Here is a 19,778-nt window from a genome sequence, read left to right as displayed (position 1 = left end):
ATCGGGGAGACCTGACGGACCCCAGGGGGAGTTCACACATGCACGTGTTCAAGAAGCCCGCACGATGGCTCGCGGCCGCCGCCTGCGGGCTGCTCGCCGCAGCGGCCCTGCCAGCCGGCCCGGCGAGCGCCGCGAACGGGATCGCAGGCGCCGGCTCGCGCGTGGGCGCGGGCGTGGACGCCCAGGCCGTCGGTGCCGTGGCCCCGCCGGCGCCCGCCCGGTTCCGGAACCAGAAGCTCGACTGGCGGCCGTGCGCGGACGGTTCGCTGGAGTGCGCGTCGATGTCCGTGCCGCGGGACTGGTACCACCCGGACTCCGGACCGGCGTTGACGGTGGCGGTCTCCCGGCACCGCGCGCCGGATCCGGGCAGGCGCCGCGGCGTGCTGATGATGGCGGCCGGCGGCCCCGGGGCCTCGGGGCTCTCCCGGCCGGCCCGGCTCGCCTCGTACAGCCCCGAGCTGGCGCAGGCGTACGACATCGTCGGCTTCGACCAGCGCGGCGTGGGCGCCAGTACGCGCGTCGTCTGCTCCGACCAGGACGCGGTCGACGCCATGTTCGGCGGCGGTGACCTGCGTGACCGCTCGGCGGCCGCCGTCCGGCGGACCCTCGACCACGCCCGGGACTTCGTCCGGGACTGCGAGCGCAACTCGGGGGGTCTCCTGCCGTACATCACCACCGACCAGGCCGTGCACGACATGGACCTGTTCCGCGGTCTGCTCGGGGTGGAGAAGATCTCGTACTACGGGCCCTCCTACGCCAGCTTCCTCGGGGCGTACTACGCGACCGAGTTCCCGCGGCGGGTGGAGCGGGTCGTGCTCGACAGCAACATCGACTTCACCGGGGACTGGCAGTCCTTCATGACGGGGCAGCCGATGAGCTTCCAGCGCCGGTTCGAGCAGGACTTCCTGCCGTGGCTGGCGGCGAACGACGCCACGTACCACCAGGGGCGCACCCCGGAGGAGGCCAAGGCCTCGTTCGAGCGGCTGCGGGCCGCCCTGCACGACAGGCCGCTGGAGGTCGAGGGGACGGTCATCACCCCCGACCACCTCGACGCGGCGACGAGCAACGCCCTCTACAACGCCGACCAGTTCGCGGCCCTGGCCTCGCTCCTCGGCTTCCTGGAGCGGCCGCAGGAGGCTCCCGCGCAAACGCGCAAGGCCGTCGCGGGACAGCTCAGGCACGTCATGGGTGCGGACTTCATCGCCGACTTCGCCGCGGTCACCTGCGCAGACACTCCGTGGAACCGCGACACCCGCTACTGGCTGAAGGAGAGCGGCGAGGCCACGCGCACCCATCCACTGGTCGGCGCGCGGGAGTTGACGTTCGCGTCGATCTGCGCGAACTGGCCGCGGTCCAAGGCGCCGCACATCGAGGTCACCGGCGAGGGGCTGCCGCCGGTGCTGATGCTCAACTCGGAGAACGACCCGGCGACGTACTACGAGGCCGCCGTGCGCGCGCACCGGGGGCTGGCCGGATCGCGTCTGGTGACCGTCGGGGGCGGCGACCACGGCCAGTTCCAGAACCACAACGCGTGCGTCGACGCCCACGTCGAGGGCTACCTGCTGGAGGGCACCCTGCCGGCCGGGGACACCACGTGTCCGGCGGCGCAGCGGTGATCCGCCCCACCGCCGGGTGAGGCGGGCGGCGGCGCCGTCACTCCTCGATGGCGCCGCCGGTGCGGCGCAGGTGCCGGCGGAAGGTGTACGAGGGGTCGGCCTCGCGCAGGACCAGGTAGTCGGCGAAGTCGGTCTGGCTGCGCAGGGTGTCGCCCGCGCGGATCCGGCGGGCCTGCTCGCGCTCGGTCCCCCGGATCCGCAGCGCGGTGTCCAGCACTTCCTCGACCTGGTCGGCGGGGACGAACAGCACGCCGTCGGCGTCGCCGAAGACGAAGTCCCAGCCGGCCACGAGATGCGGCCCGAACCGCGCGGTGACCAGCGCCTCGGGCTCTCGTTCGTCCAGTCGCACCGGGCCGGCCGGGAGGCTCCCGTAGCTGAAGACGGGCAGGCCGATCTCGGCCAGTTCGGGCGTGTCGCGGTGCAGGCCCCAGACCACGAGGCCCGACAGGCCGGCCGATTCGGCCTCCAGGGCGGCGAGGTCCCCCACGCAGGCCTCGTCCGTGCGTCCGCCGTTGTCGATGACGAGCACGTCGCCCGGCTCGGCGGACCCGTACGCCTCCAGGAACACGTCGACGCTGCCGTAATGGCGTACCGGCAGCGCACGGCCCGCGACCCGGTGACCGGGCAGCACCGCGCCGATGCCGGGCGGCGCGACGCGCAGCGGCACGCCGGCACGGACGCAGGCGTCGGCCACGAGCGGCGTGGACAGGTCGGTGAAGGCCTTCAGCATGCCGTCATCCCCTTCTCTCCCGAACGGACGGCTTGGGTCAGCCACCGCCTTCCATGGTGCCTGCCCGGCCGCCCCGGCGCGGGGGTTCCCGGGGTTCGGGGCGCGGCGTCACGGGATGTCGGTGTCCGAGGGCTCCGCCTCGTAGGCGTGCGGCTCGTCGTTCTGCCATTCCACGAGGCGGGAGTCGCCGAGGACGACGTCGTCGGGGTCGGGTACGCCGGCCCGGCGCAGGAACTCGATCACGTCGGCGTCGCTGCGGGCCAGGCCCAGGACCGTGTCCTGCCCTTGGGCGCGCAGGGAGACCCGGCGGCCGCCGGCCGGGGCGATCGGGTGGACGAGGATCGGTGCACGGTGCATGGGCCCAGCCTCCGCCGGGACGGCCGGGGCCGCATCCGCAGGGAGCGGCCCCGGCCGTCCCGACTCCGTGGGCCTCAGAGGTCCGCGGTGACGGGCAGGGCCCGGAGCGCGTGGAAGCGGAAGGTGGTCGTCCAGGAGAGCTGGTCCACGGGGCGGGCCGGGCGGAGTCCGGGCAGCCGGTCGAGGAGCGCGGCCAGGGCGAGGGTGATCTGGAGGCGGGCCAGCGGCGCACCGAGGCAGTAGTGCAGCCCGTGGCCGAGCGCGAGGTGGGCCTTGTCGTCCCGGTCGATGTCGAACCGGTCGGGGTCCGGGTGGCGCTCCGGGTCGCGGTGGGCCGAGGCCAGCGAGAACAGGACCGTGTCGCCGGCCGGGATGCGGACTCCGCCGATCTCCACCGGCTCGGTCGGGAACCGGCGGACCGCCGTCTGATGGGGGCCGGTGTACCGCAGAAGTTCCTCGACGGCGTCGGGGAGCCGGGCGGGGTCGGCCCGCACCACGGCGAGCTGGTCCGGGTGGGTGAGCAGGGTGAGGAGCCCGCTGCCGATGACGTGCTGGACGGTCTCGCTGCCGGCCATCAGGATCAGGAAGGCGAGCGAGACGAGCTCGTCCTCGGTGAGGCGGTCCTCGTCGTCGCGGGCCGCGATCAGGCCCGACAGCATGTCGTCCCCGGGGGCGCCGCGCCGCTGCTCCACCAGTTCCTTCAGGAAGCGGTGGACGTCGCCGACGGCCGCGACGAGCTCCTCCTTCGTGCGCGGGGCGAGCATCGTGGCCACCCAGCCGGAGAACCGCTCCTGATCGGGGGCGGGTACGCGCAGCAGTGCGCCGACGGTCCGCAGCGGCAGCGGCCTGGCGAAGGAGGCGACCAGGTCGGCCTCGCCGGAGCGGGCGATCTCCTGCGCGAGCCCGGTGACCAGCTCGTCGACGCAGTCCTGGATGCCGGCCCGCAGCGACTCGACGTGGCGTGCGGTGAACCCCTTCGCGACGAGGCGGCGCAGCCGCAGGTGGTCCTCGGGGTCGACGTTGAGGAGGTTGGCGTCGAGGGCCGGCGGCAGGCTGAATCCGCTGAACCCCGTGGTCGAATGACGCTTGTTGACGGAGAACCGGGCGTCGGCGAGCCCGTCCCGCACGTCCGAGGCGCGGGTGACCAGCCACACCGGGGAGCCGTCGGGGAGCGCGACGCGGTGCACCGGGCCGGCGGCGCGCAGGCGGGCGTGGACGGCGTGCGGGTCGCGTGCGAACGCTTCGTCGAACGGGCACGGGAGGGGCTGCGCGGGGGTGGTCGCTGCGTTCCGGGTCATGCCGTAAAGGATTCCCTGTCCGGTGCGGGGGTCTGGTCGCGGGGTCCGGTGCCCGGTGGCCCGGGCCGTGCGCGGGAGGTCATTCGGCGCCGATGCGGGCGCCGATCCACTCCATCGCGGGCGGGATCTCCCGCTTCCACGTGTTGAAGTTGTGTCCGCCGTGGTCGAGGGTGATCGACGAGACGTGGGCCGGCGCCTTCACCTTCTCGATGAACTTCTGCGTCGCCTTGTAGTTCCCCTCGCCCTGCAGTGAGGTGGCCACCAGGAAGGAGGACTTCCCCTGGGGCAGGTTGTCCAGGCTCCACAGCAGGTCGGATCGTTTCTCCTCGGCGGCGTTCCCGTGGAAGAGATCGCCGGAGTCCGCGTCGATCTCCGGCTTGTAGTCCGCCGACAGACCCACCCCCGCCGCGTAGCTCTCCGGGTGCTGCAAGGCGACCTTCAGCGCGCAGTAGCCCCCGGTGGAGTCCCCGATGACGGCCCAGTTCGAGGGCGAGGTGCCGACGCGGTAGGCGCCTGAGAGCGCCTTGGGCAGGTCCGTTCCGAAGAAGGTCTCGCTCTGCGGGCCGCCGGGCACGTCGATGCACTGGGTGTTGCGGGTCGGCACCACCGAGGGCTGCATCATCACCAGGATCATCGGGGGCATCTTCTTCTGCTTCGCGAGCGTCCACACCGTCTTCGGGTACGGCAGCGGCTTGAGCAGGTTCTCCGCCATCCCCGGGAACCCGGTGAGCACCACGGTGGCGGGGAACTTCCTGTTCTCGTTCCCCTTCTGGAAGTACTCCGGCGGCAGGTACACGTAGGCCTGGACGACGGCCTTGGAGCGCTCGCCCTGCACCGTGATCTTCTCGATCTCCCCGCCGAGGTGCGGCGTGCCGCCGCCCCGCATCTGCGTCGGCTGCCGGCCGAGGAGTCGCACGGCCGAACCCCCGGGCGCGTCCGCGTCCCGGCCCATGGTGGGCATCGGCCGTTCTTTTCCGGCCAGGTCCGCCCAGGAACCGTAGAGGAGGAAGGTCCGGTTGGCCGCCAGGCCGACGGAGGAGAGCAGCAGCACCTGGAGCACCAGCACCACCCCGATGCGGCCCAGCGCCGGCCGCCCGCCGCGCCGGCCGAGCCGGGGCCACAGCCACACGGCGGCCGCGAAGGCCAGCACCGTGGCGAGTACGACGACGGTCAGGAGCGTGCTGCTGGTCAGACTCACGGATCAGGGAGACTCTCTACGCTGTGTCGGCGCGGACCCGGGCCCGGCCGCGCCGCGGGTGCCGGCGCACAGGACTAGACAGCAACCGGACCCGATCCGTTCCACACCGTCGCGACCCGGCCGGAAAACCGGCAGTGCCGGCGCCAGGGCGAACTCCGGCCAATCTGTTGACATGGGCCTGACATTTCAAGGTCCCTGTGGGACCTTCCGCAGCGTGTTCGCAAGCTCTCTCCCCGGCCGTTGCGGAACCGCCCCGCACGTCCGGGCGCACGCCGGCGAGGCCCCCCAAGGCCCCGCTTCACACCCCACGAGGACGTGGCGAAGAGGAGCGACAGGATGAAGATCTCGACATGGCCGGGCGTGACCGCCCTGGCAGCAGCGGTGATCGTCGGCGGAGCGACGTCGGCGACGGCCCTGGGCCCCACCGCCGACCAGCGGCTGGACGGCGTCATCGTCGTCGCCGGCAACACCTGCACCTGGACCAACGCGCACACCAGCGCCGACCCCCCGAGCGCACTGAGCGTCGACCGCACCACCATCAACACCCCGGGTGGAAACCTCAGCTGCAACGGCAGCATCACCGCCACCCTCAACAACAACCCCGCCTTCACCTTCGACGACGCCGCGGGTCTCGCCCGGACGGACGCCATCGACATCACGGGCAAGCAGAGCTTCATCTCCTGCCGCTACAAGGCCACGAACCTCACGTGGAACCGCGACGCGGCCACCCGCCGGTACGTCAACCAGGCCTTCACCGCGGCCAAGGTCTCGGGCAGCTTCCTGTGCCCCGGATCGGTCACGACGGCGGCCGGCGACGCCTCCATGCTGTTCCACTGACCGGTATCCGCAGCTGCCGCAGCCCCGCAGGGGGTTGCGGCAGCTGCGGCACACCGGGTCCAGCCCGAACACCGCGGCAACCTCGGGGGACATGCGCGGGGCGTCGGGGAAGAGCCCCCCAGGAGGGCCCGGCCGTCGGGGGCGAAGGCCTCCGCCGTCCCCGGGCCGCGACGCGGCCGGATGCGCGGCCGCGCCGGGTCGGGCGGCTGCGCACCGCGGCCGGGCGGGGGCGGCTGCGCACGTCGGCCCGGCGCGTCAGGCCGGGCAGATGCCGCGTTCGTGGTCGACCGTGGCCGTCGCACGGGAGAACTTCCACTGCGGGGCCAGGAGCCCGTCGTTCAGCTGTCCTGCCGCCGCCGGGCTCTCCACCACGTAGCCGAAGTCCTGGAGCCACGCCGGGTAGAGGTTCTTGGAGCCGATGTAGAAGGCCGAGTCGTCCACGGAGACCACCTTGTGGTGCTGCGCGTACGGGTGGCCGTCGGCCCACTTCGGGCTCTGGGAGCTGCGGAACGTGGCCAGCTGGAGGTTCGAGCACATCGTGGCCCTCGCCTTGTCCCGGTCGCCGGTGAGCAGGGCGATACGGTCGCGCAGGGTGTCGCTGACCTCCGCGAGCGACTTGATCTGCGAGTAACCGCCGCTGCCCACGGCGCCGCGGTTGGCGGGGTCGCTGACGACGATGCGGACCTTCACGCCGGCCGCCATCCGCGCCGCCAGGGCGTCGTAGAGGCGGATGTCGTAGCGGGGCAGCGGCGGGCAGGTCGCGTTGACGTCCTGCTGGGAGATCTCGATGTGCCGGTTCGCGCTGGAGATCAGCGTCCGCAGGGCGCTCTCCTCCGGGTTGACGGTGTCGTAGTCCCGGTCGGCGTTGGTGTTGTCGTGGAGGCCGACGCCGCACTTGGTGTCGGAGGCGGCGGGCAGGACGGGCCGAAAGGCCGACGAGGGATCGCTCCGCCGGATCCCGACGCCGAGACCGCCGACGGCGATGGCCGGCACGTCGCCCGGGGCGGCCGGGGGCGTGGCGGGTGCGGTGTCCCCGGCCAGCGCGGGCATGCACGCGGCGCCGTTGGAGGAGGCGAACCAGACGCTGGCGATGTTGCTCCTGTTCTGGCAGGTCCAGGACCACAGTTCGTCGAGGTAGCGGCCGGCGGACGCGGCGGCCGGACCGCGCAGGGCGAGGTCGACGTCGGCGACCGGGTGGGCGGTCTCCAGGTAGTCGTCCTTCCAGTCGTTGACGCCACCGGTGATCACGGACCGGCCGTCGACCACGAGGATCTTGGAGTGGTTCCAGGAGAAGGCCGTCTTCGAGGTCGTCATGGAGGCGACGTTGAGGTCGACGTTGCGGGCGTCGGCGCCGAGCCTGGCGACGAGCTCGTCCCGGTACTTCGAGGGCAGCACGTTGAGGTGGTATACCGGCGCGGCGCCCACCAGCACGCGCACCTTCAGCTTGTTCCCGCGCGCGGCCGAGGACTTGAGACCCGCGACGAGGGCGTCCTGGAACGCGCCGTTGGGGAACGGCGCGAGAGTCGATATGTCGACGGTCTGCGTCGCCCGGGAGACGTTCTCCGTCATCTTCGCGAGCAGCCGCTCGGTTCCCGGGCGTGCGGTGCAGGTGTCGTCGCCCCAGCAACCGGGGGTCTGCAGCAGCCAGTCGCCGCCGCCGGGCGTCGAGGCGTCGAGGACGTTGCCGCCGGTGCGTTCCCACACCTGGCCTTCGAGGCCCGGGGAAACCTGGCGGAGCGTCTGCTCCACGGCGTCGAGGTGGGGTGCCGGGGTGGCGGCGGCTGAGGCCGGCCCGGCGGCGAACAGGGCCAGCACGACCGCCGGTACCGCGGTGCGGACGGCGGCGGCGGACGGGCGGTGAAGGGTATGGCGGTGCACGGTGACTTCCTTGCAGGAGGGATCGCCGTCGCCGCGAGGGGGCGACCGGCAAGATCAACTCGCGGAAGTTACCACCGCGTCACAACGGCGGGGAATTCACACATGTCGGATTCGGCCACGGGGCGCGGCGGACTCGCCCTGCCGTACCGAAAGGAGGGTGGGCGTGGCTGGATTGGACAAGTGGTCGATGGACCGACCACGATGATGCGCGCTAGATCGCGGCAGCTCAGGGGGGCAAACCGGTCAGATGGTGACGTTCCTCCGATCGATCCGCTACGTCCCCGTTTCCGACATCGGAGAGTTTTCGCCATGAGCTTCGGCGACCCGAACAACCCGTACGGCCAGCAGCCCCCGCAGGGTCAGCCCGGCTACCCGCAGCAGGCCCCGCAGGGCGTGCCGCCGCAGTACGGCTACCCGCAGGGCGTCCCCCCGCAGTACGGCCAGCCCCAGCAGACCCCGCCGCCGTACGGCGCCTACCCGCCGCCCCCGATGCCGGGCATGCCGGGCGCCGGTATGCCGCCGCTGGCCCACTGGGGCCAGCGCGTCGGTGCGTACCTGCTCGACGCCCTGATCATCGCGGGTCCGATGTACGGCCTCGGGTTCATCGACCTGGCCGGCAGCGACGACCCGGCCACCGCCGGCCCCGGCATCTTCTTCACGATCGGCGTCCTGTACGCGGTCGGCATGGCCCTCTTCCAGCTCTACAAGGAGGGCACCACCGGTCAGACGACCGGCAAGAAGGTCCTCGGCATCAGCCTGCGCCGCGAGCGCGACGGCGCCTTCCTCGGGTTCGGCATGGCGTTCGTCCGCAAGCTGGCCCACGTCCTCGACGGCCTCCCCTGCTACATCGGCTGGCTGTGGCCGCTGTGGGACGAGAAGAAGCAGACCTTCGCCGACAAGGTGTGCAGCACCGTCGTCATCCAGGTCCCCAAGGGCTGAGGCCGCCCCTCTTCCCTTTCCCACCCGGCAGCGGAGTCCGTCCGCTGCCGGGTGGCCGCGTTTCACGGGCCGGCGGCCGCGGCGCTCCACCGGTACACGTGCGGCGCCCCGGCGTACGCAGCCCCGAATCGGCTCGGCGAACACACGGCCTCCGGAACGCCGGTCGGGCGGCTGGCAGAGCTGAGCGAGCGGAGCGGCGTCTCCTCCGCGACCGTCAAGTACCACTTGCGGAGGGGTTGTCGGCGCCCGGACGCAGGGTCGGCGCGACCACGGCCGAGTACGACGGGGGACACCTGTGAGGGCTGCGGCCATCCGCGCGCTCCTCCAGGTGGGCGGGATCCCGGTGGTGACGGCCCGGGAGCTCGGCCCCTCTCCCCCGTGCACCGCTCCCTGGTGGTGGCGGTGGCCCCGCTCATCCGGCTCGGCCACCCTTGGCACGCCGAGCTGATGGCCCCGTACGCCGAGCTGGTGCACCGGGCGGCGGTCCGCGACCTGGACTTCGTGGACACGTACCCCTCCGAGGCCGGGAAGGCCGAGACGGCCGTGGCGGCGGCCGTGCTCTTCCGGCCGGTGATGAAGGCGCTGCGCCGGCCGGGCCAGGAGCAGGAACCGGCCCGGCGCCACGGGGGGGGGTGAGGGCGGATGGCTGCTCCCGGGGCCGCCCCCTACGGAGCCGCCGTCAGGGCCGCCCGCAGCCGCCTGGCCTGCCTGACCAGTTGCGAGGAGCCCGGCCGGGCCGCGGCCTCGGCCAGACCCGCCGGGGCGGGTCCGTGCGCCCCGCAGCGCTCCACGCACTCCGCGGCCACCGCCAGCAGCTCCCCCGTGCCCCGCGCCGGCCCGTCACCGGCCAGCAGCGGCGTCAGCGCCTGCGCGAGCACCGCCCAGGTCGTGGCGTACGCACCGGTGGCGGCGGCGGTGCGCGCCGCCTCGGCCAGCCGGCTGGGCTTCACCGTGCCCAGATCCAACAGTTCCGCCAGGTCCCGCCCGAGCCTCGGGGCGTCCAGCTCGCCCCGGGCGGCGAGGAGCAGCAGCGCGTCCACGGCCGCGCGGCGGTCCTCGGCGTGGCGGGCGCCGAGACCGGTGGCCACCGCCAGGTGCAGGGCCGGCCCCGCCGGTCCGCCCAGCTCCGCGAGGCGCGGCAGTGGCAGCGGCGCTCCGGCGGCGCGCTCCCGGGCGGTGGCGCCCGCGGTCACCACGGGCAGCAGCCAGGCCGCCTGCGTCTCGCGGTCCTCGGGCAGGACGGCCCCCTGGACGAGGCCGCCGGCGCAGGCGGGCGAACAGCTGCGGGACCGCTCGGTGTGCGCCCGGCCCAGCCCGCGGAAGGCGGCGGGGAACTCCCGCCGCACGACGCACCGTTCGGCGGTCTCCAGCACGATGCGGCGGGTAACGGACGGCCGCGGCGGCCGGTCCCACCGCAGGGATCCGGCCTGCGGTGCCGCGTCCGGGACGGGGTCCGGGACCGCGTCCGGGACGGGGTCCGGGACGGGGTCCGCGAAGGGGTCGGTGCACGGTGCGGGGACCGCGTCCGGGAACGGGTCCGTCACCCGGCGGCGCACCGGGGGCGGTTCGCCCGCACCCGCGAGCCAGGCCGCCAGCCGGTCCCCCTCGGGGGTGCCGAGCGCGGCCGCGGCGGGCACGGCGCCGGGGTCGCGCCGCACCCGCAGCAGCGCCTGGGCGAAGTCGGCGGGGCCGGGCTCCGCGCCGAGCCGCCGGTACGCGGCGAGCCGTACGACGAGCTCCCCGGGCTCCAGCGAACCCGTCTCCCAGGTGGGGGTGGCGAGGAGGAAGGGCTGCGGGTCGGTGAGGACCCGGTGCGCGGCCTCGGCCAGCCGGGAGGCCGTCACGGCGCTCAGCGCGGCGTGGACGCAGTCGGGCCGGCAGCCGCCGCCGAGTGCGCCCCGACCCGGCGTCAGGTCCTGCGCGCGCACGCGGCCGAGGACGGCCGCCGCCATCAGGTCCAGCCCGGACAGCTGCTGCGGGTCCACCGGCCGGTCGCCCTCCGGATGCCACCTGCGGCCGGCGAGGGCCGGGCGCAGGGCTCCGGCCAGGGCGGCACGGTCGTGGTGGGCGTGCCGGACCAGGCCGTCCATGGCCGACTCGAAGGCGGCGGCGGCCGGCTCGCCGTCCGTGTCGGAGGCCGCCACCAGGGCCACGGTCCCGGCGAGTGTCAGGGGGCCGCAGGCAAGACGGCGGCGTACCGGCGGCGGGGGCAGGACCTCCCGGTAGGCAGGCTCCGCGCAGGTGCCGGCCGCGGGCGACGTGGAGGACCCGAGCAGCTCCGTCGCGGCGCGCCGATGAAGGGGGCTCAACGCCTGTGCGGAAAGAGCGAGTTGCCGGCGCAGCTCGCGGTCACCGGGCGGCAGGTACCTGACGACCAGTCCGAGGGCGCGTTCCTGGAGGGCGGTGTCCTCGTGCCCGAAGGCGGTGGCCACGGCAGGCAGCAGGGTGCGCCGGGCCTCGGGGTCGCGTCGTAAGGCCTGGCCGAGAAGCCCCAGTTGGGCGCGTACGAGCTTCTTCTCCGGCCGGCGGAGCACCGCGTCCGACATCTCGGCGAGCCGCTGCGCCGCGATGCCGCCCGCATCGGCGAGCCGGACGAGCACCTGCTGGGCGTGTCCGGCGAGCGGTGACGGCGCCTCGGCGGCCAGGGCGATCCAGTCGGCCGTCCGCTCCCGTTCCTCGGCGGGGGTGAGTTCGAGGCGCGTGAGCATGGCGAGGAAGAACTTCAGCTGGTTCTGCCGGCCGCCCCGCCGCAGGCGCGCGACACAGCCGTCGACCAGGACGCGGCGTTCGACGATCCCCTCCTGCGCGAGCGCGGCCAGCTCGGACGGCCAGTGGTTGGGGGCCGTGGGATCGCTGCACCAGTGCAGCGCCTCGGGAGACTCGGCCGTCGTGAAGAGCAGGGGCACCAGCTCGCGTGCGTACGGGTCCTGGCGCAGGGCGATCGAGAGGGGGCTGTGCGTGGAGCGCGCGCGGTCCATGGTGAAGATGGACCGCACCCAGCCGTGGACGAACGCGTCGGTCGTCGGCACGGGGCAGCCGGCAAGGCGCACCAGCTCCCGGATGAGCGGATAGTCCTCCTCGGCGGTCCCGGCGCGCTCGGCGAGGCGGTGGGCGAGTTCGCCGAGCCAGCCGGGGTCGCGGTCGGCGAGCACGCCGAGCAGCGGCCCGGTGGGGAACTCCTGCTTCTCGCGCAGATCGTGCGCGCCGATCCAGGAGGCCGCCGGGGACGCGCCGGTGTGGCAGCCGGCGCCGGCGACGAGCAGGGCGGAGCGGATGCGGTCGCGTTCGCGCCACCGGCTCCAGTCCCAGCCGCGCATCTCGGCGCGCAGATGGGCGAGCCGGGCGAGCACTTCCTGGCGCTCGGATGCCGTCAGCGGCCGCAGCAGGCCGGGCAGGAGGTCGGTGCGGCCTTCGCGGACCGCGTCGAGTATCGGGTTCATGGCGCCCTTCCGGTGGGGGGGAGGCAGTGGTGGTGGGGCGGTTCGGCGGCCGCACGCCGCGCCGGGCTCCGTGGTCGAGCCCGGCGGCCACGGTAATCCGGCCCGGCCGCGCCCGGTGCGGGCACGGACGGCCGGTGGCCGATTCACGGCCCTGGTCGGCGTGTTCACCCGGTGACGACGACGGCGGTGGCGTCCGGGCCCGGGCGGGCGCGTGCCCGGCGGAGGCGGGCGCCGGTGGAGAGCGGCAGGGGTGGTGGCGCTCGGCGTGCCGGGAATGGTAAGCCGGTCGCCGCCGAAGCACACGCGCCCGCCGGTTACCTCGTCACCTGGGTCGTGCCGTCAAAGTCCCGTCTGGCCGACGCTCCTTCGACTGCACTCCCCAAAGGCTGTCGGCGAAGCCTCGGTCACGGCCGTGCGCTGACGGGCCCGGCTGCGACCTGTACCGCCGGCACCCGGCACGGATCGCGGAGGCCGGGGGCGGAACGCGCCCGGATCCCCGGACGGCCTCCATCGGCGTCATCGGCCGGGGCCGGGGCCCGTCGTCCGGGTCACGCCGGGCCCCGGTCGCCGGGACCCCGGGGGGCGAGGCTTTCGACGACCTCGGCCAGGTCCTCGCACACCCGCTCGATCTCCACGCGGATGTTGTTCTGCTCGGTGACCATCGCGGACAGCAGCAGCGCGGTGAGCGCCGCCGAGCCGTTGAGGGCCTGGAGGTTGACCATGACCTCGAAGAGGGTGTGACCCTCGAACGGTCCGGCGCGATCGGTCGCCGCCCAGATCGCCACCACGGACAGGACCAGCACGCAGGGTGCGCTGCCGGCCAGCTGGAAGCGCACGGCCGCCCAGATCAGCAGCGGGAAGACGAGGAAGAGCAGCGACAGGGAGCTCCGGGTGGCCGCGAGGGCGACGAGACCGGCGCAGATGGTCAGCGCCACCGCCTCGGCGACCTGGTAGGCGTCGTGCGGCATCCGGATCCGGGTCAGGACGAGCAGCAGCGGGGTCACCACGAGCACGCCCATGGCGTCTCCGGCCCACCAGGCCGACCACACCGGCAGGAAGTCGTCCGGCGCCAGGTCACCGGTGGCGAGGAGCACACCGGTGCCGATGGACGCGCTGAGCAGCATCGGCACGAACCCGCCCAGGAAGACGAGGGCCAGACCGTCGCGCAGCCGGACGATGTCGGTGCGGAAGTCCACGCGGCGCAGCAGCAGGTACGCGCACAACGGGGCGAGGGTGTTGCCCACGACGATGCCGGCGTCGGCGACCTGGAAGCTGCTGAGGTGCTGGATGGAGAGGTACGTTCCGAGGGCGATCCCCGGCCAGATCCGCGGGCCGAACCACAGCAGGGCGGCCACCGCGAGGCCGGTGGGCGGCCACAGGGCCGTGACCACCGCGCCTTCGACCACCACGCGCAGCAGGAGGCCGATCCGTGCCGCGGCGTAGTAGGCGGCGGCGACGGCCAGGACCTGCAGAAGAGTCCCGGTCAGACGTCGCCATTCCTCTTTGCGCACCACAGCATCAGACAACAGCCGCCGCCTCCGGGCGGGCCGTGACACGCGCTACCAGGTCCGGGGTCCTGCCGCGTCGTGGCTGAGGACGAGCACCGCCGCGTCGTCCGCGTGGCCGGTGGAATCCGCCACCTTCATGATCTCCCCGGCGATCTCGTCGGGATCGGCGCCCGCCGCCTCCCGGACCACCCGGGCCACGCGGGCCAGTCCGACGTCGATCGGGAAGGACGGCCCTTCGACCACGCCGTCGGTGAGCAGGACGAGGGTGCCCGCCTGGTCGAGCCTGCGCCGGGTGACCGCGTACCCGGCGCCCGGATCGACCCCCAGCGGCGGGCCGCCCTCCTCCTCGTTGATGCCGTAGCGGCCGTCGACCGTGGCCCAGACGGAGGGCACGTGGCCGGCCCGGGCGGTTTCGAGTTCCCAGGTATCGGGGTCGAAACGGAGCAGGGTGCAGGTCGCGAAGAGTTCGCAGTCCATCGCCAGCAGCACGTCGTTGGCCCGGCTCAGCATCTCGCCCGGATCGAAGACGACGGTGGACACGGCGCGCAGGCCGACGCGGACCTGCCCCATGAAGGCGGCCGCCTCGACGTCGTGCCCCTGGACGTCGCCGATGGAGAACGCGAGCGCGCCCTCGGGCAGCCGGAAGCCGTCGTACCAGTCGCCGCCGATGTCCAGACCGTGCCGGGCGGGTGCGTAGCGGGCGGCGCTGCGCAGGCCGGGCAGGGCGGGCAGGGAGGCAGGCAGCATCTCGCGCTGGAGGGCCTCGGCGAGTTCCACCCGGGCCTGCTGGAGTTCCGCTCCCGCCTTCGCCCGGGCCGTCAGCCGGCCGAGCGTGGCCAGCAGGTCGGTGGCGCTCACCGACTTCGGGGGACGGCGCGGGATCACGGACCGCTCCCGGGTGCATCCATATGTCCCTGCTCTCGGCTCTCACTGCGCGCGGTGCGCCAAAGACCCGAGCACATCATAGTTTCGGCCTCCGGGGGTCGCGAGGGATGCGGCCGGGCGCGGGCCCGCGCCCGGCCCCGTCCGACGGGGGCGGCCGACCACAGGGCGTGAGCTATGTTTGAAGACGAGTGACATGAGAGGGAGGCCCACCGGTGTCATCGGGGCAGCAGGCACGCGCGCAGGCGGCTGCGATCACGCCGAGCGGGCAGACGCCGCCGGTCCAGGAGCGCGCTCCGGGCGACCGGGTCCGCGCCCTGTTCGACGGCCACCGGCTCTCCCCCGGGCAGCGGCGGATCGCCCAGTACCTGATCGACCACCTCACCGAGGCCGCGTTCCTGTCGATCACCGAGCTCGCGGAGCGGGTGGGCGTCAGCCAGCCGTCGGTGACGCGTTTCGCCACCGCCCTCGGGTTCAGCGGCTACCCGGCACTGCGGGACGCCCTCCAGCCGATGGCACTGAGCGCCGTCGCGGGCTCCCCGGAGACCAGCGAGCAGTTCCGCCGCAACGAGCTCCAGGCGGCCGTGGACGCCGAGATCGCGAACCTGGAGAACGTACGGCGGCTGCTCGCCGACACCGACCAGGTGCTCGACATCGGCCGCGAGCTGGCCCGCTCGGTGCCGCTGACGGTCCTCGGGCTGCGGATCTCGGTCTCGCTGGCGGAGTACTTCGCCTACGCGGCACGGCGCATCCATCCCGATGTCCGGCTGGTGACACGTGGAGGCAGCGTGGCCTACGACGCCCTGCTCCAGTCCCGGGAGGCCGGTGGGACCTGGGCCCTGGCCTTCGCCATGCCGCGGCACGCCAAGGAGACCCTGTCGGCGCTGCGGGCCGCGCGCAGCGCCGGGCTGAAGATCGCGCTGATCACCGACACCACCCTGGGGCCCCTGGTGGACGAGGCGGACGTGGCCCTGACGGCCGGGACCGGCGCCCGGCTGGTCTTCGACTCGTACGCGGCGCCCGGGATGCTGTCCGCGGCCCTGCTCCAGGCGATGGCCGACGCGGATCCCGAGCGCACGCAGGCGCGGCTTGAGGGGTACGAGCAGGTCGCCGACCAGCACGGATTCTTCCTGTAAGGCCCCTTTCCAACCGGTATAAGGCAGTCCACTTTCATGCCGTCGAGGCGTATGTAATTTTTCATTCTCTTGTTTACTCGACGGTATATATGTTTACTGAGCAGCGCGCCGGATCCACCAGACGCCAAGGAGAGCGACCCCACGCCCTCCCAGAACGAACATCCCGCGCGGGACGCTCCTCCTCACGCCCCGCCTCGCTGCCCGTTCCCGGCACTGGGATCCACCAGAGCGCTTGTGGCGGCCTCGGTCAACCCCTGGGCCGAGGCCGCCCACCAACGTCTCGATCAGAGTTCGACACCATTCGGAAGCGACGAGCATGCGCCAGATGGCCTCCACCACGCTCAGCCCGGACTGGCCCTGTCAGGTCAAGGCCCCCGGCACCCAGGACTGGGAACGCACGGCCATGCGATGGCTGCGCGATCTGCTCCCGGCCCGCTACGGCAGCTACTCGACGCTGACCCGCAGCCCCGTCCTCCTCAGCCGGCACGCCCAGCTCCAGCTCCAGCACGAGATGCGGGCGGTCCGGGTCGCGCTGGAGACCAGCCGGGCCGAACTGCCCTCGATGGGCGTGGCCGAAGCCGTCATCGAGAACTCGATCCGCATGTACGCCGTCGAGCTCCAGCAGCTGGGCCGGCTCTCCCGCGCCGTCCGCCTCGTCGGCGACGCGCTGCGCGTCTCGCCCGGCTGACCCGTCCACGCGGTCCGGCCGGCCCGCGCACACCGCAGCAGGAGTCCGTCCCGCGGACCTTCACGATCCGAACCTCCGGGCCGGTCCCCGCGCATAGGCTCTCCCGCATGAGAATCCTGACTGTGGGTGCCGGAGCCGCGGGCGGCTGGTTCGGCGCCCGCCTCGCGCAGGCCGGGCAGGACGTCACCTTCCTGGTCCGCCCGGACCGGGCCGCCGCCCTGCGCGAGCGCGGGCTGCGGGTGACGGGCCTGGGCGAGGACTTCACCCTCACCCCCCGGCTGGTGACCGCCGACGCGCTGTCGCACCCGTACGACCTCGTCCTGCTCTCGGTGAAGTCCACGGCGCTCGGCCGCGCGGCGAAGGACCTGGCCCCGGCGGTCGGGCCGCGGACCGTGATCGTGCCGCTGCTCAACGGCATGGCCCACCTCGACCACCTCAGGGGCCACTTCGGCGCCGGGCCGGTCCTCGGCGGCGTTGCCAAGGTGGTCACCACCTTGAACGAGCACGGCGACATCGTGCGCATGGCCCCGCCGTCCACCCTGATCACCGGTGAACTCGACGGCCGGGCCTCCGAGCGCGTCGAGGCCGTACGCGCCCTGCTGACCGGGGCCGGCGTCGACAGCCCCGGGACCTCGGACGTCGTCGCCTCGATGTGGCACAAGTGGGTCTTCATCACCACCCTGGCGGCCGTCACGTGCCTGGCGCGCGGAGCCGTGGGCGAAGCCGTCGCCGTGCCCGGCGGCGCCGGACTCGGGCCGGCCGTGCTCGCGGAGGGCGCGGCCGTCGCCGCCGCGGCGGGCCACCCGGTGCCGGACGCCGAACTCGATTTCACCGCCCGGACGGTGACCACGCCCGGTTCCCCGCTCACCCCGTCGCTGTACCGGGACCTGATCGCCGGCCGGCCGACGGAGGTCGAGCACCTCTTCGGCGACCTGGTCGGCCGGGCCCGCGCGCTCGCCGTACCCACCCCGCTGCTGGACCTCGCCACCCTGCAGCTCCGGGTGCACCAGCGGCGCGTGGAACGCCACCCGGACGGGGGGTGACCTCCGGCGCGGTCCGTCGTTGAACACGGCGGTCAAGCGAAGTGCACCAGCGAAGGCCCGGGACTCCCCGCGAGTCCCGGGCCTTCGTGTGTCCCCGGCGCTTTTCCCCGCCCCAGGGCCGCCCACCCTCGTCCGGGTCGGCCGCCGGGCCGGCGGACGGCCCTCCCCGGACCGAAGCACCGGCTGCGCCCGTGATCCGCCGCCCCGGCCCGCCGCGGCTCGGAACCCGCTGGTCAGGGGGAACGACGGGTGACAGACTGAGGCCGCTTCAGGTCAACCCAGGAGGACACATGTCAGAAGAGTCGGACACCCCGCAGGACGAATCGCCGGCCGAGGAGGCCAAGCGCAAGTTCCGGGAAGCCCTCGAGCGCAACGCCCGCAGTGCCCACGCGCAGCAGTCCCACCAGAGCCGGGCGAAGATCCAGGGGGCCAGCGGTGGCGCGGGCGGCAAGAACAAGAAGACCCGCCGCAAGACGGGCTGACCGCCGGCCGCGGTCTCTCCCGGCGATGCCCTGAAGAGGTCGGACAAGGGGCCGCCTCCCGCTCACCGAGCGGGAGGCGGCCCCTTCGCGTACCCCCTTCGCGTACCCCTTCTCACGGCCGGTGCACTGGGCCACTCGGGTGACACGCAATAACCAAGCGCGCCGTTGGCAGTTGATCAGCTCGTCCCGCCGGGGGCAGCCATCCCAAGCAACAGTGCGACAGAAGGAACCACCTCATGCTGAAGAAGTTCATGGCCACCACTGCGGTCACCGCCTCCGTGCTGGGCTTCGGTGCCGCGGTAGCCGCCCCGGCGATGGCGATCGGCAACGACGACGGTGTCAACACGGTCAACGGCAACGACTCCTCGCAGATCTACGGCAACCAGGAGACCGAGGGCGCGATGAGCCCGCAGCTCAGCCTGGTCCAGGGCTCGCTCAACAAGCTCTGCGTCGGCCTGCCGGCGAAGGTCAACGCCCAGTCCCTGGTCGCGCTCATCGCCAACATCGGCGTCCAGGACATCAATGTCCTGCACAACCCGATGAACCAGCAGTGCACCGAGAACTCCACCCAGGCCAAGGGCGACGACTCGGCCTCGCACATCCTCAGCAACATCCCGATCCTCTCCGGCAACGTCTCCGCCGGCAGCTGACCGCTCGCGGGCGAACGGCGGGGCCCGTACGCGCATCGGCGCGTACGGGCCCCGTCCGTTTGTTCCCAGACGATGAAAGCTGGTCTAGACCTTGACAGGTCCAGACCAGTTTCGCTTCAGTGGCGGTACTCGCCCCCCACGGCAACTCCCCCCACTGAAGGAGCCCTTACGTGATACGTGTGCTACGCCGCCGCGCGCTCGCCCTGGCAGCCGCCGCGGCCGCCACCTTCGGCCTCGCGGTCGCCCTCCCCGCCTCCCCCGCCTCCGCGGCCGCTGCCTGCGCGGCCCCGTGGGCCTCGTCCGCCGTCTACACCAACGGCATGAGCGCCTCGTACAGCGGGCACAACTGGCAGGCCAAGTGGTGGACGCAGGGCGAGACGCCCGGCACCACCGGGCAGTGGGGCGTCTGGTCCGACCTCGGCTCCTGCGGCGGTGGCGGCCAGGACCCGGATCCCGGCACGCCGTCCGGATTCGTGGTGTCCGAGGCCCAGTTCAACCGGATGTTCCCGAACCGGAACCCCTTCTACACGTACAACGGGCTGGTCTCGGCCCTCTCCGCGTACCCCGCCTTCACCAACACCGGTGACGACACCGTCAAGCGGCGCGAGGCCGCCGCCTTCCTGGCGAACGTCTCCCACGAGACGGGCGGCCTCGTCCACATCGTCGAGCAGAACACCGCCAACTACCCCCATTACTGCGACGCGGGACAGCCGTACGGCTGTCCCGCCGGACAGGCCGCCTACTACGGGCGCGGCCCGATCCAGCTCAGCTGGAACTTCAACTACAAGGCGGCCGGCGACGCCCTCGGCATCAACCTGCTCGCCAACCCGTACCTCGTGGAGCAGGATCCGGCCGTCGCCATGAAGACCGCCCTGTGGTACTGGAACACCCAGAACGGCCCCGGGACGATGACCGCCCACGCCGCCATGGTCAACGGCGCCGGGTTCGGAGAGACGATCCGCTCCATCAACGGGTCCCTGGAGTGCAACGGCGGCAACCCCGCCCAGGTCCAGAGCCGGGTGAACGCGTACCAGAGCTTCACCCAGATCCTGGGCGTGACCCCGGGCGACAACCTCGGCTGCTGACCGGCCGGGCC

The 19,778-nt window shown here is 73.3% G+C and carries 17 protein-coding genes and 1 pseudogene; 10 read left to right on the top strand and 8 right to left on the bottom strand.

Going from position 1 to position 19,778, the window contains the following annotated elements; genetic code table 11:
* The first annotated feature begins 38 nt into the window (after window positions 1-38).
* Window positions 39-1,616, top strand: coding sequence for an alpha/beta hydrolase (locus ACIPK4_RS13835; RefSeq protein WP_402312258.1), 1,578 nt, complete (start codon window positions 39-41; stop codon window positions 1,614-1,616).
* Between the two features lie 37 nt (window positions 1,617-1,653).
* Here ACIPK4_RS13835 and ACIPK4_RS13830 read toward each other — a convergent pair whose 3' ends face one another.
* From ACIPK4_RS13830 to ACIPK4_RS13815, 4 genes are all read right to left on the bottom strand, one after another.
* Entirely contained in the window at window positions 1,654-2,346 is a 693-nt protein-coding gene (locus ACIPK4_RS13830) for an RraA family protein (protein ID WP_376201208.1), read from the bottom strand.
* Window positions 2,347-2,454: 108 nt separating this feature from the next.
* A complete protein-coding gene (locus tag ACIPK4_RS13825) occupies window positions 2,455-2,703 on the bottom strand; it encodes a hypothetical protein (RefSeq protein WP_402312254.1) in 249 nt (82 codons plus the stop codon).
* Window positions 2,704-2,777: 74 nt separating this feature from the next.
* Entirely contained in the window at window positions 2,778-4,001 is a 1,224-nt protein-coding gene (locus tag ACIPK4_RS13820) for a cytochrome P450 (RefSeq protein ID WP_402312251.1), read from the bottom strand.
* 79 nt (window positions 4,002-4,080) lie between these two features.
* Window positions 4,081-5,199, bottom strand: a complete 1,119-nt coding sequence (locus ACIPK4_RS13815; RefSeq protein ID WP_402312249.1) for an alpha/beta hydrolase — start codon at window positions 5,197-5,199, stop codon at window positions 4,081-4,083.
* 336 nt (window positions 5,200-5,535) lie between these two features.
* Between ACIPK4_RS13815 and ACIPK4_RS13810 the strand changes: the two genes are divergently transcribed.
* On the top strand, window positions 5,536-6,036 hold the full coding sequence (locus tag ACIPK4_RS13810; protein ID WP_376203293.1) for a hypothetical protein: 501 nt from the start codon (window positions 5,536-5,538) through the stop codon (window positions 6,034-6,036).
* A gap of 255 nt (window positions 6,037-6,291) precedes the next feature.
* Here ACIPK4_RS13810 and ACIPK4_RS13805 read toward each other — a convergent pair whose 3' ends face one another.
* On the bottom strand, window positions 6,292-7,914 hold the full coding sequence (locus ACIPK4_RS13805; protein ID WP_402312246.1) for a phospholipase D-like domain-containing protein: 1,623 nt from the start codon (window positions 7,912-7,914) through the stop codon (window positions 6,292-6,294).
* A 309-nt stretch (window positions 7,915-8,223) separates the two neighbouring features.
* Between ACIPK4_RS13805 and ACIPK4_RS13800 the strand changes: the two genes are divergently transcribed.
* The gene (locus tag ACIPK4_RS13800) at window positions 8,224-8,853 is read left to right on the top strand and encodes an RDD family protein (RefSeq protein ID WP_402312244.1); all 630 of its coding nucleotides are present in this window, start codon (window positions 8,224-8,226) and stop codon (window positions 8,851-8,853) included.
* Window positions 8,854-9,024: 171 nt separating this feature from the next.
* Window positions 9,025-9,489 (top strand): annotated as a pseudogene (locus tag ACIPK4_RS13795) (MerR family transcriptional regulator).
* A 29-nt stretch (window positions 9,490-9,518) separates the two neighbouring features.
* Here ACIPK4_RS13795 and ACIPK4_RS13790 read toward each other — a convergent pair.
* From ACIPK4_RS13790 to ACIPK4_RS13780, 3 genes are all read right to left on the bottom strand, one after another.
* The gene (locus tag ACIPK4_RS13790; protein WP_402312242.1) at window positions 9,519-12,293 is read right to left on the bottom strand and encodes a DUF6493 family protein; all 2,775 of its coding nucleotides are present in this window, start codon (window positions 12,291-12,293) and stop codon (window positions 9,519-9,521) included.
* 548 nt (window positions 12,294-12,841) lie between these two features.
* The gene (locus tag ACIPK4_RS13785) at window positions 12,842-13,807 is read right to left on the bottom strand and encodes an MASE1 domain-containing protein (protein WP_402312947.1); all 966 of its coding nucleotides are present in this window, start codon (window positions 13,805-13,807) and stop codon (window positions 12,842-12,844) included.
* A 45-nt stretch (window positions 13,808-13,852) separates the two neighbouring features.
* Window positions 13,853-14,686 carry a PP2C family protein-serine/threonine phosphatase gene (locus ACIPK4_RS13780; protein ID WP_402312239.1) on the bottom strand — a complete coding sequence of 278 codons (834 nt, stop codon included), beginning with the start codon at window positions 14,684-14,686 and terminating at the stop codon, window positions 13,853-13,855.
* A 212-nt stretch (window positions 14,687-14,898) separates the two neighbouring features.
* On the opposite strand from ACIPK4_RS13780, the gene ACIPK4_RS13775 reads away from it, so the two are divergent.
* The 6 genes from ACIPK4_RS13775 to ACIPK4_RS13750 all read left to right on the top strand — a co-directional run bounded on the left by ACIPK4_RS13775 (window position 14,899) and on the right by ACIPK4_RS13750 (window position 19,767).
* The gene (locus tag ACIPK4_RS13775; RefSeq protein WP_402312236.1) at window positions 14,899-15,819 is read left to right on the top strand and encodes a MurR/RpiR family transcriptional regulator; all 921 of its coding nucleotides are present in this window, start codon (window positions 14,899-14,901) and stop codon (window positions 15,817-15,819) included.
* Window positions 15,820-16,144: 325 nt separating this feature from the next.
* Entirely contained in the window at window positions 16,145-16,507 is a 363-nt protein-coding gene (locus ACIPK4_RS13770; protein WP_054222072.1) for a hypothetical protein, read from the top strand.
* 107 nt (window positions 16,508-16,614) lie between these two features.
* Window positions 16,615-17,550 carry a 2-dehydropantoate 2-reductase gene (locus ACIPK4_RS13765; protein ID WP_402312233.1) on the top strand — a complete coding sequence of 312 codons (936 nt, stop codon included), beginning with the start codon at window positions 16,615-16,617 and terminating at the stop codon, window positions 17,548-17,550.
* A 290-nt stretch (window positions 17,551-17,840) separates the two neighbouring features.
* Entirely contained in the window at window positions 17,841-18,032 is a 192-nt protein-coding gene (locus ACIPK4_RS13760; protein WP_402312231.1) for a DUF5302 domain-containing protein, read from the top strand.
* A gap of 236 nt (window positions 18,033-18,268) precedes the next feature.
* Entirely contained in the window at window positions 18,269-18,682 is a 414-nt protein-coding gene (locus ACIPK4_RS13755; protein WP_402312228.1) for a rodlin, read from the top strand.
* A 170-nt stretch (window positions 18,683-18,852) separates the two neighbouring features.
* Window positions 18,853-19,767: a glycoside hydrolase family 19 protein gene (locus ACIPK4_RS13750; protein ID WP_402312226.1), complete on the top strand. Its 915-nt coding sequence runs from the start codon at window positions 18,853-18,855 to the stop codon at window positions 19,765-19,767.
* Window positions 19,768-19,778: the final 11 nt, after the last annotated feature.

The organism is Streptomyces sp. NPDC086989, assembly GCF_044745505.1.
Classification (GTDB): Bacteria; Actinomycetota; Actinomycetes; order Streptomycetales; family Streptomycetaceae; genus Streptomyces.
Note: the sequence above shows the minus strand (reverse complement) of the source record. Positions and strands in the feature narration are given on the sequence as shown.

Coding starts and splice junctions, on each gene's coding strand:
- ACIPK4_RS13835 (WP_402312258.1), top strand. CDS start 39: ATGCACGTGTTCAAGAAGCCCGCACGATGGCTCGCGGCCGCCGCCTGC.
- ACIPK4_RS13830 (WP_376201208.1), bottom strand. CDS start 2,346: ATGCTGAAGGCCTTCACCGACCTGTCCACGCCGCTCGTGGCCGACGCC.
- ACIPK4_RS13825 (WP_402312254.1), bottom strand. CDS start 2,703: ATGCACCGTGCACCGATCCTCGTCCACCCGATCGCCCCGGCCGGCGGC.
- ACIPK4_RS13820 (WP_402312251.1), bottom strand. CDS start 4,001: ATGACCCGGAACGCAGCGACCACCCCCGCGCAGCCCCTCCCGTGCCCG.
- ACIPK4_RS13810 (WP_376203293.1), top strand. CDS start 5,536: ATGAAGATCTCGACATGGCCGGGCGTGACCGCCCTGGCAGCAGCGGTG.
- ACIPK4_RS13800 (WP_402312244.1), top strand. CDS start 8,224: ATGAGCTTCGGCGACCCGAACAACCCGTACGGCCAGCAGCCCCCGCAG.
- ACIPK4_RS13790 (WP_402312242.1), bottom strand. CDS start 12,293: ATGAACCCGATACTCGACGCGGTCCGCGAAGGCCGCACCGACCTCCTG.
- ACIPK4_RS13770 (WP_054222072.1), top strand. CDS start 16,145: ATGGCCTCCACCACGCTCAGCCCGGACTGGCCCTGTCAGGTCAAGGCC.
- ACIPK4_RS13765 (WP_402312233.1), top strand. CDS start 16,615: ATGAGAATCCTGACTGTGGGTGCCGGAGCCGCGGGCGGCTGGTTCGGC.
- ACIPK4_RS13760 (WP_402312231.1), top strand. CDS start 17,841: ATGTCAGAAGAGTCGGACACCCCGCAGGACGAATCGCCGGCCGAGGAG.
- ACIPK4_RS13755 (WP_402312228.1), top strand. CDS start 18,269: ATGCTGAAGAAGTTCATGGCCACCACTGCGGTCACCGCCTCCGTGCTG.